The organism is Reyranella sp. CPCC 100927 (assembly GCF_007859315.1).
Lineage (GTDB): Bacteria > Pseudomonadota > Alphaproteobacteria > Reyranellales > Reyranellaceae > Vineibacter.
In genome coordinates this window covers 712,752-726,511 of sequence record NZ_VOHA01000002.1, presented here as the reverse complement: position 1 = coordinate 726,511, position 13,760 = coordinate 712,752, and the positions used below count along the sequence as shown (strand labels likewise).

At 66.1% G+C, this 13,760-nt stretch carries 14 protein-coding genes and 1 tRNA gene; 8 read left to right on the top strand and 7 right to left on the bottom strand.

Annotated elements, in window-relative coordinates:
• Positions 1 to 4: 4 nt before the first annotated feature.
• On the bottom strand, positions 5 to 931 hold the full coding sequence (locus FQU96_RS09470; RefSeq protein ID WP_255467914.1) for a LysR family transcriptional regulator: 927 nt from the start codon (positions 929 to 931) through the stop codon (positions 5 to 7).
• A 95-nt stretch (positions 932 to 1,026) separates the two neighbouring features.
• On the opposite strand from FQU96_RS09470, the gene FQU96_RS09465 reads away from it, so the two are divergent.
• The 3 genes from FQU96_RS09465 (at position 1,027) to FQU96_RS09455 (ending at position 3,266) form a co-directional block, all read left to right on the top strand.
• Positions 1,027 to 1,866, top strand: a complete 840-nt coding sequence (locus tag FQU96_RS09465; protein ID WP_146540607.1) for an oxaloacetate decarboxylase — start codon at positions 1,027 to 1,029, stop codon at positions 1,864 to 1,866.
• 634 nt (positions 1,867 to 2,500) lie between these two features.
• Positions 2,501 to 3,088: a cytochrome P450 gene (locus tag FQU96_RS43120; RefSeq protein WP_370461358.1), complete on the top strand. Its 588-nt coding sequence runs from the start codon at positions 2,501 to 2,503 to the stop codon at positions 3,086 to 3,088.
• Between the two features lie 102 nt (positions 3,089 to 3,190).
• Positions 3,191 to 3,266 (top strand) — tRNA-Lys (locus FQU96_RS09455).
• 259 nt (positions 3,267 to 3,525) lie between these two features.
• Here the strand turns inward: FQU96_RS09455 and FQU96_RS09450 are convergent.
• From FQU96_RS09450 to FQU96_RS09430, 5 genes are all read right to left on the bottom strand, one after another.
• Entirely contained in the window at positions 3,526 to 4,002 is a 477-nt protein-coding gene (locus FQU96_RS09450) for a hypothetical protein (RefSeq protein ID WP_146540605.1), read from the bottom strand.
• A 465-nt stretch (positions 4,003 to 4,467) separates the two neighbouring features.
• Positions 4,468 to 5,622: a hypothetical protein gene (locus tag FQU96_RS09445; protein WP_146540604.1), complete on the bottom strand. Its 1,155-nt coding sequence runs from the start codon at positions 5,620 to 5,622 to the stop codon at positions 4,468 to 4,470.
• A gap of 227 nt (positions 5,623 to 5,849) precedes the next feature.
• On the bottom strand, positions 5,850 to 6,146 hold the full coding sequence (locus FQU96_RS09440) for a DUF718 domain-containing protein (RefSeq protein WP_146540603.1): 297 nt from the start codon (positions 6,144 to 6,146) through the stop codon (positions 5,850 to 5,852).
• 130 nt (positions 6,147 to 6,276) lie between these two features.
• A complete protein-coding gene (yghU, locus tag FQU96_RS09435) occupies positions 6,277 to 7,152 on the bottom strand; it encodes a glutathione-dependent disulfide-bond oxidoreductase (protein ID WP_146540602.1) in 876 nt (291 codons plus the stop codon).
• Between the two features lie 114 nt (positions 7,153 to 7,266).
• Entirely contained in the window at positions 7,267 to 7,659 is a 393-nt protein-coding gene (locus FQU96_RS09430) for a hypothetical protein (RefSeq protein ID WP_146540601.1), read from the bottom strand.
• Positions 7,660 to 7,730: 71 nt separating this feature from the next.
• On the opposite strand from FQU96_RS09430, the gene FQU96_RS09425 reads away from it, so the two are divergent.
• Positions 7,731 to 8,714, top strand: coding sequence for a phosphotransferase family protein (locus FQU96_RS09425; RefSeq protein WP_146540600.1), 984 nt, complete (start codon positions 7,731 to 7,733; stop codon positions 8,712 to 8,714).
• 19 nt (positions 8,715 to 8,733) lie between these two features.
• Here the strand turns inward: FQU96_RS09425 and FQU96_RS09420 are convergent, their stop codons facing one another.
• A complete protein-coding gene (locus FQU96_RS09420) occupies positions 8,734 to 9,462 on the bottom strand; it encodes a GntR family transcriptional regulator (RefSeq protein ID WP_146540599.1) in 729 nt (242 codons plus the stop codon).
• A 136-nt stretch (positions 9,463 to 9,598) separates the two neighbouring features.
• Here FQU96_RS09420 and FQU96_RS09415 point away from each other — a divergent pair, with 136 nt between their 5' ends.
• The 4 genes from FQU96_RS09415 to FQU96_RS09400 are packed head-to-tail and all read left to right on the top strand — an operon-like array spanning position 9,599 to position 13,759.
• Positions 9,599 to 10,438, top strand: coding sequence for a fumarylacetoacetate hydrolase family protein (locus FQU96_RS09415; protein WP_146540598.1), 840 nt, complete (start codon positions 9,599 to 9,601; stop codon positions 10,436 to 10,438).
• A gap of 35 nt (positions 10,439 to 10,473) precedes the next feature.
• Positions 10,474 to 11,100, top strand: coding sequence for a VOC family protein (locus FQU96_RS09410; RefSeq protein WP_146540597.1), 627 nt, complete (start codon positions 10,474 to 10,476; stop codon positions 11,098 to 11,100).
• Positions 11,100 to 12,758, top strand: coding sequence for an FAD-dependent monooxygenase (locus tag FQU96_RS09405; protein WP_218574657.1), 1,659 nt, complete (start codon positions 11,100 to 11,102; stop codon positions 12,756 to 12,758). Before FQU96_RS09410 ends, FQU96_RS09405 begins: the two co-directional genes overlap by 1 nt.
• Positions 12,755 to 13,759, top strand: coding sequence for an ABC transporter substrate-binding protein (locus FQU96_RS09400; RefSeq protein ID WP_178130406.1), 1,005 nt, complete (start codon positions 12,755 to 12,757; stop codon positions 13,757 to 13,759). The genes FQU96_RS09405 and FQU96_RS09400 overlap by 4 nt, the downstream gene beginning before the upstream one ends.
• Position 13,760: the final 1 nt, after the last annotated feature.

The window sequence follows — 13,760 nt, the reverse complement described above, 5'->3', positions numbered from 1 at the left end:
GCCCTTACCCGTCCCCGCGCCGATACGCGTTGCGCAGCATGTCGCGCAGGCGCTGCGAGGCCGGGCTGAGGAAGCCGCCGTTGCGGGTCACGGCGGTGATGGGCTGGCTGACCTTGAGATCGCGGACGTGGATCGTGGCCAGCGTGCGCGACGCCAGCTCCTCACCGATGCCGCTCTGCGGCAGCAGGGCCAGACCGAAGCCGGCCTCGACCAGACGTTTCTGCGCCGTCAGGCTGTCGACGGGCGTCCACGGGATTTCGCCCAGGCCGTGCGCGAGAAACAGCGCGAAGATGTGCGAGGCGGCGATTTCGCGGCGGCCCGGCACTTCGGGGAAGGCCAGCCACCGCTCCGATCGCAAGGCCGCCAATGACTTGATCGTACGGCCCGCCAAGGGATGCCGATGGGCGCATGCGACGACCAGGGCTTCCGTCGAGATCGTCTCGCAATTCAGGTCGGCCGACGCATCGTCGAAGTAGCGCAGGCCGATGATGGCCTCGCCGCGGCGCACCAGGTCGGAGACCTCGGCGCTGGCGGCGGTGCGCAGGCTGAAATCGACGTCGGGGTGGGCGCGCGCGAAGCGGCGTAGGATTCGGGTCAGGCGGGTGCTCGCCAAGGTGCCGACGACCGCCAGGGTGACCGGGCCTGACGCCGTCGAGGCCAATGTCCGCACCGCGTTCTCGGCATCCTGCAGTGCCGCCAGCGCGCGCTCGGCGTAGGGCAGCAGGACACGACCGGCCTGGCTCAGCATCGTGCCGCTGGCGCCGCGCTCGAACAGCGGCGCGCCCAGCTCGCGCTCCAGCAGGCTGATGCGACGGGAGATCGCCGGCTGCGTGCGATGCAGTCGCTGCGCGGCGTTGGAAAAGCCTTGCTCGCGGTAGACCGCGAGGAAGGTCCTGAGCGCTTCGGCGTCCATCCCGACGGTATACAACAAACTGATGGGTCCGAGAAAAACTACAAATTCGACGCATGGCCTGCCGCCCGCTATCGATGCGCCACGGACGACACACCAGGCACAGGAGCCAGGCCATGACCACCACCCCGAGCAAAACCGCGATGCAGAAAGCCGTGGCGCTCAAGGCGCTGCACCAGCAGGGCAAGACCTTCATCATTCCCAACCCGTGGGACCGCGGCTCGGCCCGGCTGCTGGCCAAGGCAGGCTTTCCGGCGCTGGCAACGACCAGCGCCGGCTGCGACTTCGCCCGCGGCGTGATGAACGGCGGATCGGGTCGGGACGAAATCCTTGCCAACGCCGTCGAGATCGACCGCGCCACCGACCTGCCGGTGAGCGCCGACCTGGAACATGGCTACGGCGATGCGGTTGAGGACGTTGCCGAGACCATCCGGCGCGCCATCGCCGCCGGCCTGGCCGGCGGCTCGATCGAGGATTCGACCGGCAACGCGCAGCAGCCGATCTACGGTTTCGAACATGCCGTCGAGCGCATGCGCGCGGCCGTCGACGTGGTGAAATCGCAGCCGATTCCCTTCCAGCTGGTGGCCCGCGCCGAGAACTATCTGCACGGCCGGCCTGACCTGCGCGACACCATCCGCCGCCTGCAGGCGTTCCAGGAGGCCGGTGCCGATGTCCTCTATGCGCCGGGACTCACGACCAAGGCGGAGCTGAAGACGCTGGTCAGCGAGGTCGACCGGCCGGTCAACGTGGTGATGGGGTTAGTGAGCGCCGAGTTCACCACCGTGGCGGACCTGGCGGCGCTGGGCGTCGTGCGCATCAGCCTGGGCAGCGCGCTGGCGCGGCGCGCCTATGGCGCCTTGATCGACGCGGCACGCGAGATGGCGGAGCAGGGGTCATTCGCGTTCGCCGACGACGCGACGCCGTTTCGTGAGATCAACAACAGCTTCGCGTCGTGACGGGACGACCATGACCGCGGCAGCACTTCGCGATGGATGGCCGGCTGATCCGATTGTCGCCGTCACGCATCCCGATCCTTATCCCTACTATGCGCAGCTGGTGGCCGAGTGGCCGCTCTATCGCGACGAGTCGCTGGGCCTGTGGGTGGCGTCGAGCTACGCCGCGGTGACGGCGGTCATGACCGACGCGGCCTGTCGCGTGCGGCCGTCGTCCGAGCCGGTGCCGTCGGCGATCGCGGCATTGCCGATGGCCGACATCTTCCGCCATCTCGTGCGCATGAACGACGGCGCGGTCCATTGTCCGTTCAAGCAGGCCGTGACGGCGACGCTGAGCAGCGTCGATGCCATGCGCCTGGCGGCGGTGGCGCGCGAGCAGGCGGCGACGCTGGCCGCGCGGCATGCGCCGCACCACGACCGCCGCGGCCTGACGCGATTCATGTTCGCGTTTCCAGTTCGCGTGGTTGCGCGCCTGCTGGGCGTGCCCGATGCGCATCTCGACGATGTCGCCGACGGGGTACAACGCTACGTCGGCGCCGTCAGCCCGCTCGCCGATGCGGCAGCGCTGGCGGCCGGCGCGCAGAGTGCCCGGCACCTCATCGATCTGTTCCGCCATCTGCTGGATGATCCCCAGCGGATGGCGGGCGATGCGCTGCTGGCGATCGTGGCCAGGCAGTTCACGGCGGCCGGCCACGGCATGATCGAGCCGATCATCGCCAACGGCATCGGGTTCATGACGCAGGCCTACGAGGCGACCGCGGCGCTGACCGGCAGCACGCTTCTGGCGCTGGCCGATCATGCCGACGCCAGGGCCGCCGTGCAGCGCGATCCGGCGCTGATCGACGCCGCGGTGGCCGAGGTGCTGCTGATCGATCCGCCGACCCACAGCACGCGTCGGTTCCTCGCGCATGACGCCGTCGTGGCGGGCCAGGCAATGCGCGCCGGCGATACCGTCCTGGTGCTGCTGGCCGCGGCGGGGCGCGATCCTGCCGCCAACCCGGATTGCGACCGGTTCAACATCCTTCGCCAGGACCGCAGGATCCTGAATTTCGGTGCCGGCGTGCATGCATGCCCGGCCGACCGCCTGGCCTCGCGCATCGCGTCATGCGCCGTCGCCCATCTGCTGGGCATGGGGGGCGACCTGGGCGGCCTGCGCGACAGTCTGTCGTACATGCCGTCCGTGGCCGTGCGTGCGCCGCTGTTTGGCAGCGACGGAAAGGGATGATCCCCAGGCCCCCCGGAAGGCCGATTCTGGCCTATGGACAAGGCGGAACCGCGTGGTTATAACGCGCGCCGCTTCGGCTTTCGGGCCGGAACGCACGGAAATGGGCGCATAGCTCAGTTGGTAGAGCAGCTGACTCTTAATCAGCGGGTCCCAGGTTCGAGCCCTGGTGCGCCCACCATTTCCGAACGGATGACAAAGCCCCGTATCTACGGGGTTTTTTCGTGTTCGGACCCCGTCGTCGGTCGAGAACAGAGGGTGATCGAAGTTGGACGTCCGGAGTTGGACGCGTCCAACTTCTGGAGCACATCTCGAGATTGATCGCACACACACGCGGCCCGGCGTGGCCGTGTCGTCGATGGCATCGCTGGCGAGCAGACGTTGGGTTTGGCGTGATGGGCCCGCGCGGGCGCAGATCAGGACCTCACCCATGGCATCCTTCAAGGGTTCATTCTGACGTTTGCGAGATGCGGCGAGTAGGCCAAATCGCCGAAGGTTGTATGAGCAATGCATGCCTGCACATTGCCGACGATCGGCACATTGCACTGACCGAGATCGGTAACAATTTCTTGGATCACGGCAGCCTCGTGGCGCGCTTTATTGTAGATGCGAAGTACCTCCACCAGAAAGACAGCAGCCGCGGCCCTTCCGGCGCCGGCGACCCCCGCCATCACAATGAGCTGGGGCATGATAGCGGTCTTAAATGCGCGCAACGGCACAGCTACGCTTGCGTGCTGGTCACCCGCGTCAACCTCCGCCAGCCAGCTAATCACTTCCGTCAAACTGCAGTGGGCTGGGGGCACTGTCACACCCCATGTTCCCAGCCCTGCGCCGTTCTGCTCGAGAAAATCGGCTTTGGCCTGGTGCTTGGCGTACGTTGGCCTGTTCAAGATAGCGAGACGTCCTGTAAAGGGCATGCGAGCGCTCCCGCGATGTAGAGTGCGTATGAAGCGCTGCAAGCCATGGCTGCACAAGATCAGGCATGGAGAAGACACGCGGAATTAGTGGGATTTCCTGGAATTTGGTCTGGAAATTGGTCGTGCTCGGCGAGCAGTGCCTGACGCCATGGTTGTCGCTGCGGATCGGCTCAAGCGCATCGCGATCAACGATGCCACAGCCCTCTGCCTGATTATCAACTAACGGAGCAAACAGGTAGCACGGCCGCGCCGGCGCGATTTTCCCAGCGCATCATCCAAGGACAATCCGACGATGAGCACCCGTCTTCTGGCGGTGGGCGCACTCGCGCTCGTCGCGTTCCTGGGCGGGCCCGCAATCGCGCCCGTCACGGTGCTCGCAGGCCCATGTAGCCTGGCCGCCCGTCGAGCCGGCGACATTGGCAAGCTGCGATCCCGGACGTTTCGGATAACACCACCGCAAGGCAATCACATCTGACTGAGTGCCATCGCCAGCGTGTAGGTCGGCAGCGCCCAGGTGTGCAGGTATTCGCGCCCGAGCGCCCGGTTCATCTCGTCGAATTTCGGATCTTTGACCCAGCGTGGCTTGGGCAGATATTCGAAGCCGGGGCGGGGTCCTCCGGTTGTCCAGCCACTGAGGTATTGCTTGCGGCTCTTGCCAGCGATGGGAACGCCGCCGGCCGGGTCCTGGTTCACCATGAGGCGGTAGTTCAGGCCCTTGCCGCCTGTTGCGATGAACGTATTGGCATCATGGATGCCGCTCGAAAACGTACAGACGTCGACAGCATTGAGCAGGAAGTCGGCATTGGCCTGCGCGGCGATCGTGCTGATGATGGCGCCGCCGACTCCCCCTTCCGATATGAAGGGCCCGAGTTCCGTCCCACCGGTGCTGGCACGGACCGGAAACAGCAAGCCCATGTCACTGCGCACGGCCGCCACCTGCATGCCCCAGCGCGCGAGAACGAACCGGTCGCGTACGTCGACCAGAAGATCCTTCGACAGCGGATCGCCGTAACCCTTGCCCGAATAGTAGGCATGGTTCTGGCCGAATCCATGCGAGATGACGACCATCAGGCTGGTCGCGCGGGTGCCCTCGGGCAGCATCAGCCAGAAGGCACGTTCGGTGATGCCGATCTTCGCCGAAAACAGGCTGAGGCTCACAACACGCGCCGACTTGATGGCGAAATCGAGCACATTGCTCTGATCGCCGGGTCGAAACGTCGTCACGTCCACGAGGCGCGGCGGCGTCAGCTGAAAGTGGAACTGCGCCACGCCGAAAAGCTCCTGCGTCCTGTCGCGCACGACGAGATGGGTGGCCGGCTCCACCTTGAAGTTGAAGGTGACCTTGAAGGTCGTCGCCGGCGCAGCGCCCAGATTGTTCGTCGCGATGACCGTGTCGGCATAGCCTGCCGATTGCGTGCTGCGCGTCCGTTCGTTGACCTGGATGGTGTAGAGGGTGCTGTTGCCCCGTTTGCCTGCGGGGAAGATCGAAAGCCCGTCGCCCGCGTTGGTCACCTGCAGATCGCCGGCATCGGCGAGGCCTACGGTGATACTGGTTCCCTGGACCGTGATCTCCGTGTTCGAAATCGATCGGCCATCCGGCACGCTATGGAAATAGGCCACGCTTGGGCTCCTGCGTATGGAGTGTCATCTTGAATAACACCGCCACCACCAGGGCACTTCCGTCATAAGGTGCAGAGCGCCGGCGCAGCGTGATGTGACACTGCGGCAACAGCCGTGCCGGACAGTGCGCCCGCAGCGACAAGCCGGCCCAAGCGTCCGCGGGCGCGATTGCAGGTCGCGCGGCGGTCGCCGTCTGAGGAAAACAGGGCTTTGGCGACTTCGCCGAACTATTTCAGCGCCATGGCGACCGGACCCGCCACCGGATCGGTGACGCCCAGGCCGCCGCCAAGGTCTTCGAGTGTGTCGCGAAACGAATTGAGGGTGGCGATCATATTGGGCCGCGCTTTGATGCATGCGTCCATGTCCTGCCACTGCGCGATCAGGCAGTAGGAGCGATCACCGGTCTTGATGATGTTGGCGTGAACGAGGCCCGGCCACGTCGCCCCAATGTCTTTGTGGGCATCGAGAAACTGCTGATCGTGTCCCAGCTTCACGCGGAAACGCACAGTGTTGAAAGCAGTCATCGGCTTCCTCCCCATGTTTATGGGCAGGATACGCAATTAATGCACGATCATGCAATATCGTGGTGCGCAGATATCATTCCCGGAAAAGAGAAAAAGCCCGTCATCGCGGGCTTTTTCGTTCAAGTGTCGGTCACGTCGCCGGTGCGAGCTTGTCCTGCGTCTTGGTGTCGAAATCCGAGGCGTCATGGCGCTCGTGCAGCTGACTCTCCGGCTTGCCGGAGACGCGGTTGACCATGCGCCCACGGCGCACGGCCGGCCGTTCCAGCAGCGCGTCGGCCCAGCGCAGAACGTGCTTGTACTCGTGCACGCTCAGGAACTCCGCGGCGCCGTAGTTCCAGCCCTTCACCAGGCCGCCGTACCAGGGGAGGATCGCCATGTCGGCGATCGTGTAGTCGCTGCCCGCGATGTACTGGCTCTCCGCCAGCCGGCGGTCGAGCACGTCGAGCTGGCGCTTCACCTCCATGGCGAAACGATCGATCGCGTACTCGATCTTGGTCGGCGCGTAGGCATAGAAGTGCCCGAAGCCGCCGCCGAGATAGGGTGCGCTGCCCATCTGCCAGAACAGCCACGACAGGCACTCGGCACGGGCGGCGGGTTCGGTCGGCAGGAAGGCGCCGAACTTCTCGGCGAGGTACATCAGGATCGCCGCCGACTCGAAGACCCGGATCGGTTTCGGCCCGCTGCGGTCGACCAGCGTCGGAATCTTGGAGTTCGGGTTGGCGGCGACGAAGCCGCTGCCGAACTGGTCGCCATTGCCGATCCGGATCAGCCAGGCGTCATACTCGGCGCCGCTGTGCCCCAGCGCCAGCAGCTCCTCCAGCATGACCGTGACCTTCACCCCGTTGGGCGTGCCCAGCGAATAGAGCTGCAGGGGGTGGCGGCCGACCGGCAGTTCCTTGTCATGCGTCGGGCCCGCGATCGGGCGGTTGATGTTGGCAAACTGCCCGCCGCTGGGCTTGTTCCACGTCCACACCTGGGGCGGCACATATTCCGAAGACTCAGCCATTTCGCTCTCCGCACATCGGGACCATGCGCCCTTATATCACCGGCGGACAGGTAGGCAGAAAGGCTCACGCCGTCGGCCGATGCTGAGGCTTGCTGCGGCTTGGATTAGAATTTCTCAATCCGGATCGACCGTCGTGTCGGGTGGCAACCCGAGCCACGCCAGGGCCTCGGCGACAGTGTCGAACATTTCGCATGGCCGCCGGCCGCGCAGGCGCTTGATGAAGTAGTCGGCGCTCTCGCGCCCGGCCTCCGACGACATGACCAGCGCCATCTGACCGCCCGACACCGTGGGCCTGGCCCGATCACCCACTTCCTGGGCCCAGGCGGCGAGATCCTCCGGCTTGATATCGAAATTCACGGCGCGGAAGAGACCGAGCACCCGATAACCGCTGGCGCCCGCCGCGGCCAGATCCGCCAGAAAGTCGACGTAGTTCTGGCGCGTCACCTCGCCCGTCACCTTGAGGCGGATAAAGCGGAGATTGTGGTCTGCGGTCCAAGTGATGGGCATCGCGAAACGTCGCATACTCGTTGTTCGGACGCTACCCGCGTCGTGACTGGCGAAGGATAGAAGGGGTGCAGATGCGACAGCAATGGACGCGCGCAACGGTCGCGGCCTCCCTCGGCCTCGATGAAGCCACGGCGCTGGTGCGACCGCTGCCGGGCGCGCCGCGCGTGTCGTCCATCACGGCGCTGTCCGGCGGCCTGGCCAATACCAACCTGCGCCTGGATTTCGCGGAAGGTCATCCCGCCGTCGTGTTGCGGCTCTATCAGCGCGATCCGGCGCAGGCCGCCAAGGAGCGGTCGGTTCATGCGCTGGCGGCACGGCATGGATTGCCGGTGCCGCGCCTGTGGTTTGGCGCCGACGACAATCCGGTGACGGGATCGCCGTACGCCGTCGTCGATTGGGTCGACGGGCAAATGCTCGACTCCGTCGCGCCAACGCTGCACGGCCAGCAGGCGCACATCCTGGGTGTTTCGGTCGGCGCCGCGCTGGCCCGCATCCACAGCGTGACGTTCGCAACATCAGGCTTCTTCGACGGTGCGCTGGCTGTGGCAACGCCGATCGACGTCGGCGGCGCCGGCTTGCGCGCATTCCTGCGGCACTGCCTGATCGACGGTCCCGGCGGTGACCGCCTGGGTGCCGATCTGGCGCGCGCGCTTTTGGCCTTTGTCGATGCCGAGGCCGGCCTGCTGGACTCGTGGGCGGGCCCGCCGTGCCTCACCCATGCCGACTTCGGCGGCTCGAACATTCTGGTTCGCCCGGCGACAGAAGGCTGGGCGCTGGCCGCGGTGCTGGATTGGGAATTCACCTTCAGCGGCAGCCCGTTCTTCGATCTCGGCAACCTGCTGCGCCCGCCGCTGGGCCGGTTGCCCGGCTTCGCCGCCGCGGTGGCAGCCGGCTATGACAGCGTCGGGCGCGTCCTGCCGCCACGCTGGCGCGAGATGGCGGCATTGGCCGATCTCACCGCCTGGGCCGATTTCCTCGCGCGTGACAATCCGCCAGCAGGTGTCATCGACAGCGCGCGGGAACGCGTGCGCGATACGATCGCACGGCGGTTCTGATACGGCTCGGCTGTTTCTGTCAGCCCACCACCAGCTTCAATCCGGGTACATTCGAGACGATCCGCCGGCCCCTCAGGCGCTCCAGTCCCCGGCGCAGCTTCTCGCGGCTTTTGTAGGCGTGCTCCTGCACCAGGGATGCGGCCCGGCTGGCTTGTCCGTTCACCAGGGCTTCGACAATGTCGCGGTGCTCGGCCTGTACTTTCTGCATGTTCTGGAAGGCGGCCTCGAGGCCCTGCGTGAAGGCGATCGCGCCCGGCGAGACCAGGGGGAGCCGCCCGACAAATGCCAGGGCGCTCGCCAGAGGGGCGTTGCGCGACGCCGCGACGATCGTATCGTGAAAGCGCGCGTTCATCTCGGACCAGTTGCGCGTGTCGACCTCGGTCAAGGCGCCCTTGGCCACGAGTGCGTCGCCAAGCGCCAGACATTCCTCCAGCGCGATGCGGCTGGCGGTATCGAGGCCGCGTTCGACCGCGCGCTGGCAGGCCAGCGCTTCGAGCGCGCCGCGGACGTCGAAGGCGTCGGCGATTTCGTCGATCGTGATCTCGCGCACGCAGAAGCCCTTGTGCGGCGCGCTGGTCAGCAGGCCTTCCTGCTCGAGAATGCCCAGGGCCAGGCGTACGGGCGTGCGTGACACGCCGAGCCGGCTCGCGAGCGGGATCTCGGCGATGCGCGCGCCGGGCTCGAATTCGCCTGACATGATCATCTGCCGCAGCAGAAGGGTGACGCGCTCCAGTTCGGTAGATTGCATGCAATTTACTCGGTTCTTCAGAAAAGCATAACCGATATTCTATGTTTTTGATTATCATTTGTCATTGTATTTCAGAATTGCATGCAATAGATCATCACTGCATGCAGTGAATCTCACGGTGCGTTCGGGGGATCCGGTGAAGCTAGTCCGATATTGGCATGACAACGCGGCGCGAACCGGTCTGGTGCGGGACGATCAGGTCGTCGACGTGGCGACATTGGCGCCGGCACTGGAGAGTCTCGGTGCGGCGCTCACCGTCGACGGCCGGGGCGTATTGGCCAATACGTTGGGCGCTTCGGTGGCGGCCGTACCGCTGGCCGCCGTTACGCTGCTGCCGCCGCTGGCGGCCGGGGCGCGGCTGTTCTGTATCGGCCTGAACTACAAGACCCATGTCGAGGAAACCGGCCGCGACTTGCCGGCGCAGCCGTCGGTCTTCATCCGAACCGCCGAAAGCGTCGTGGGTGCCAACGCATCGATGATCCGACCGGCGGTGTCCGAGCATTTCGATTTCGAAGGCGAATTGGCCGTCGTCATCGGCACGCCGGGCCATCGCATCACGGAAGCGGCGTCGCTGACGCATGTCGGCGGCTATACCTGCTTCAACGATGGCAGTTTGCGTGACTTCCAGAAGTTCTCGGTGACGGCCGGCAAGAATTTCGACGCCAGCGGCGCCATCGGTCCGTGGATCGTGACGGCCGACGAGATCCCGGACCCCACGCGACTCGTCCTCACCACACGCTTGAACGGCACCGAGGTGCAGAAGTCGGGCACCGACATGCTGATCTATCCGCTGCCGCGCCTGATCAGCTACATCTCGCAGTTCGCGGCGCTGCGAGTCGGCGACGTGATCGCGACGGGAACGCCGGCCGGCGTCGGCGCCCGCCGCACGCCGCCGCTGTGGATGCGGCCCGGCGACGTGATCGAAGTCGACATCTCCGGCATCGGCGTGCTGCGCAATCCGATTGCGGCCGCCTGACGCGGCCATCACCTCCATACCTGGGAGAGACAAGCATGACGTCCTTCGACGCGGCGGCGCGCGCCAAGCTGGCATCCTTGAACAGCGACCTGTCGGCGCCCCGCCTCAGTGAGATCGTGCTCAAGACATCGCGCTTCGAGGACATGAAGATCTGGTACCAGGGTGTGCTCGGCGTGGCGCCGTTCTACGAGCACAATCCCGCCGGCAGCAGCCCGGCCGGCGCGCAGGAGCGGGCCACCGATATCCGACTCTGCTTCATCCGCCTGCATCTGGATCACCCCTATGCGCAGATGCTGGCGATCTTCGAGATTCCCGGCACGCGCGATGTGCCCGGCAATGATCCGGGCCTGCACCACATGCAGTTCCGTAACGGTTCCATGACCGACCTGTTCACCCGCTACGACCGCCTGAAGGCGCTCGGCATCCTGCCGCATCGCACCGCCAACCACGGTCCGGGCACCAGCTTCTACTATCGTGATCCGGACCAGAACGTGGTCGAGCTGTCGGCCAACAACTTCGCCACGGTCGAGGAATACAAGGCCTACTTCACCTCGGATGGCTACAAGCGCAATCCGTCCGGCATCGAGATCGATGCCAACGACTACATCGCGCGTTTCCGGCGCGGCACGCCGCTGGCCGACCTGGTGAAGATCCCGGCCTGATGATGCCCGTCAGCGAAACCGCCGTACTGATCGTGGGCGCGGGGCCGGTCGGCCTTGCGCTGGCCTGCGAGCTGGGTTGGCGCGGCATCAACTGTCTGGTGGTCGAGCAGGGACAGGGCGACGTCGTCTTTCCGGCCGGTGAAGCCATCAACGTGCGCACCATGGAACATCTGCGCCGCTGGGGTATCGCCGATGCGGCGCGGCAGAGCGAGTTTCCGCAAGACTATCCGCGCAACGTCGTCTTCGTGACGCGGCTGCTGGGCCATCAGCTGGCGCGCTTCGAGCGCGACTCCAACGAGTCGGCGCATGCCAAGGCCGGTCGCTTCAGTCCCGAAGCGGCCATCTGGTGTCCCAAGAAGTGGTTCGATCCGCTGCTGCGCCGGCATGCAGCAAGTTTTCCCACCGTGTCGCTGCGCGACCACTGCCGCCTCGAGGCGTTCGAGCAGGATGACGGCGGCGTTCGCGCCACGGTCGTCGATCTGGTCACCGGCGTGCGCCGGCAGATCCATGCGGCCTACATGGCCGCCTGCGATGGTGCCCGCAGCATGATCCGCCGTGAACTCGGGATCGCGTTCGAAGGCACCTTCGCCGAAGGCCACAATTTCGGCATCTACCTGCGAGCGCCGGATCTGCTGGCGCGCCAGCCGCATGGCCTGGCCAGCCAGTTCCTCACCATCAGCACGCGCCATCGCGCGGCGCTGTCGACGGTCAACGGCAAGGATCTCTGGCGCCTGTCGCTCTACGTCAGTGCCGGTGAAGCCGAGTCGCTGGATCCGGCGGCGTGCGTGCGCGAGGCTTTCGGTGGCGACCTCGATGTCGAGATCCTCCGCGCCCAGCCGTGGGCCGGACATCGCGTGGTGGCGAAATCGTATCGCGCCGGCCGCATTTTCCTGGTCGGCGATGCCGCACACATGCTGTGGCCCAAGGGCGGCTTCGGTGCCAACACCGGGATCGGCGATGCCGTCGATCTCGGCTGGAAGCTCGCTGCGGTACTCGACGGCTGGGGTGGCGATGCGCTGCTGGCCAGCTACGAGGCCGAGCGCCGGCCGATTGGCGTGCGCAACGTCAACGAAGCGGCCAGCAACCGCGCCGCCGACCACGACCTGCCGAGCGATCCGCTGCTGGAGGCGGCGGGCGCCGACGGTGACGCCGCGCGCCAGCGCGTCGGCGACATCATCCGTGCCACGCGCTGGAAGGAATGGAATACCCTGGGCGTGCAGCTGGGCTACCGCTACGCGGCGTCGCCCATCGTGGTCGCGGACGGCACGCCCGAGCCGCCGGATGATCCGTCCGACTACCAGCCGTCGACCTGGCCTGGTGTCCGCGCGCCGCACCACTGGCTGGCATCCGGCCGCTCGACCCTGGACCTGTTTGGCCGCGGCTTCGTGCTGGTGGCGCAGGCCGGCGCGGACGATGCGCCGTTCGCGGCGGCGGCGGCCGACGCCGGTGTGCCGTTGCAGGTGTTCGACGCTGACGACGCCGATCTGGCGGCGCTTTACGCGGCACCGTTGGTGCTGGTCAGACCGGACGGCCATGTGGCGTGGCGCGGTGTGCAGGCCGGTGACGCCGCCGACGTGCTGCGGCAAGCCGCAGGGTATCCGCGAGCGCGGGCGTCCCGCGCTCCCAGATCAAAAGAGAGCGTGGGAGGAAATCCGTGAACAGGATCATCAGTGTCGTGCTGCTGGCGCTATGCGGCGCCGCCCTCGCGCCCACCGTGCGGGCGCAAACGGAGACTGCGTCGCTGGCGATCCCGGTGCTGTCGTTGACCTTCAGCCCGAACTATGTCGCCGCCGACAAGGGCTTTTGGCGTGACCAGGGACTGGAGGTGAAGTTCTCATCCATCCCCGGTGTCGGCGCGACCAATGCCGTGCTGGCCGGCAGTGTCGACTTCACCAACACGGCGGCGTCGGCCTTCATGCGCGCGCTGGCGCGCGGCCAGAAGCTGGTGGCGATCGGCAACACGCTGGAGCGTGTGCAGATCGAATTGGTGCTGAGCAAGACGTTCCTGCAAGGACGGGCCTTCGATCCGCAGGCGCCCGTCGAAGCCCGCGCCAAGGCGTTGAAGGGCGCCAAGATCGCCGTCGATGCGCCTAACTCGATCGTGCACGGCTACATCCGCTACGCGGCGAAGAAGGCGGGACTCGACCCCGATCGCGATGTCACGATCACGCCCATGGCGCCGCCCGCCATGATCGCCGCCATGCGCACCGGCCAGATCGATGGACTGGCCATGTCGCGGCCATGGCCGTCGATGATGCGGCAGGAGGGCGTCGGCGTCACGGTGTTGAGCAGTCCGCAGGGCGATTTCCCCGAGCTCAATCCCTTCAATTACAATCTGATCGTCACGCGACCGGGTTTCTGCGAGGCCAAGCCGTCGGTCTGTCGCAAGCTGATGGCAGGCTTCAACCAGGCGCTCGGCTTCATGCATGAAAACCAGGCCGAAACGCTCGCCATTCTCGGCAAGCGCTTCGACAAGACCGATCCGGCGATGGTGAAGGACGCCTTCGACGGCGTGCTGGCCGGCACGCCGCGCACCGCGCAGGTGCAGGAGATCGGCTTCACGCACGCGCAGGACTACATGGTCAATGCCGGCATCATGCAGGCCGACGAAGTGCTGAAGTCGTTCACCGGCATCTACAGCAACGACTACGTGAAATAGC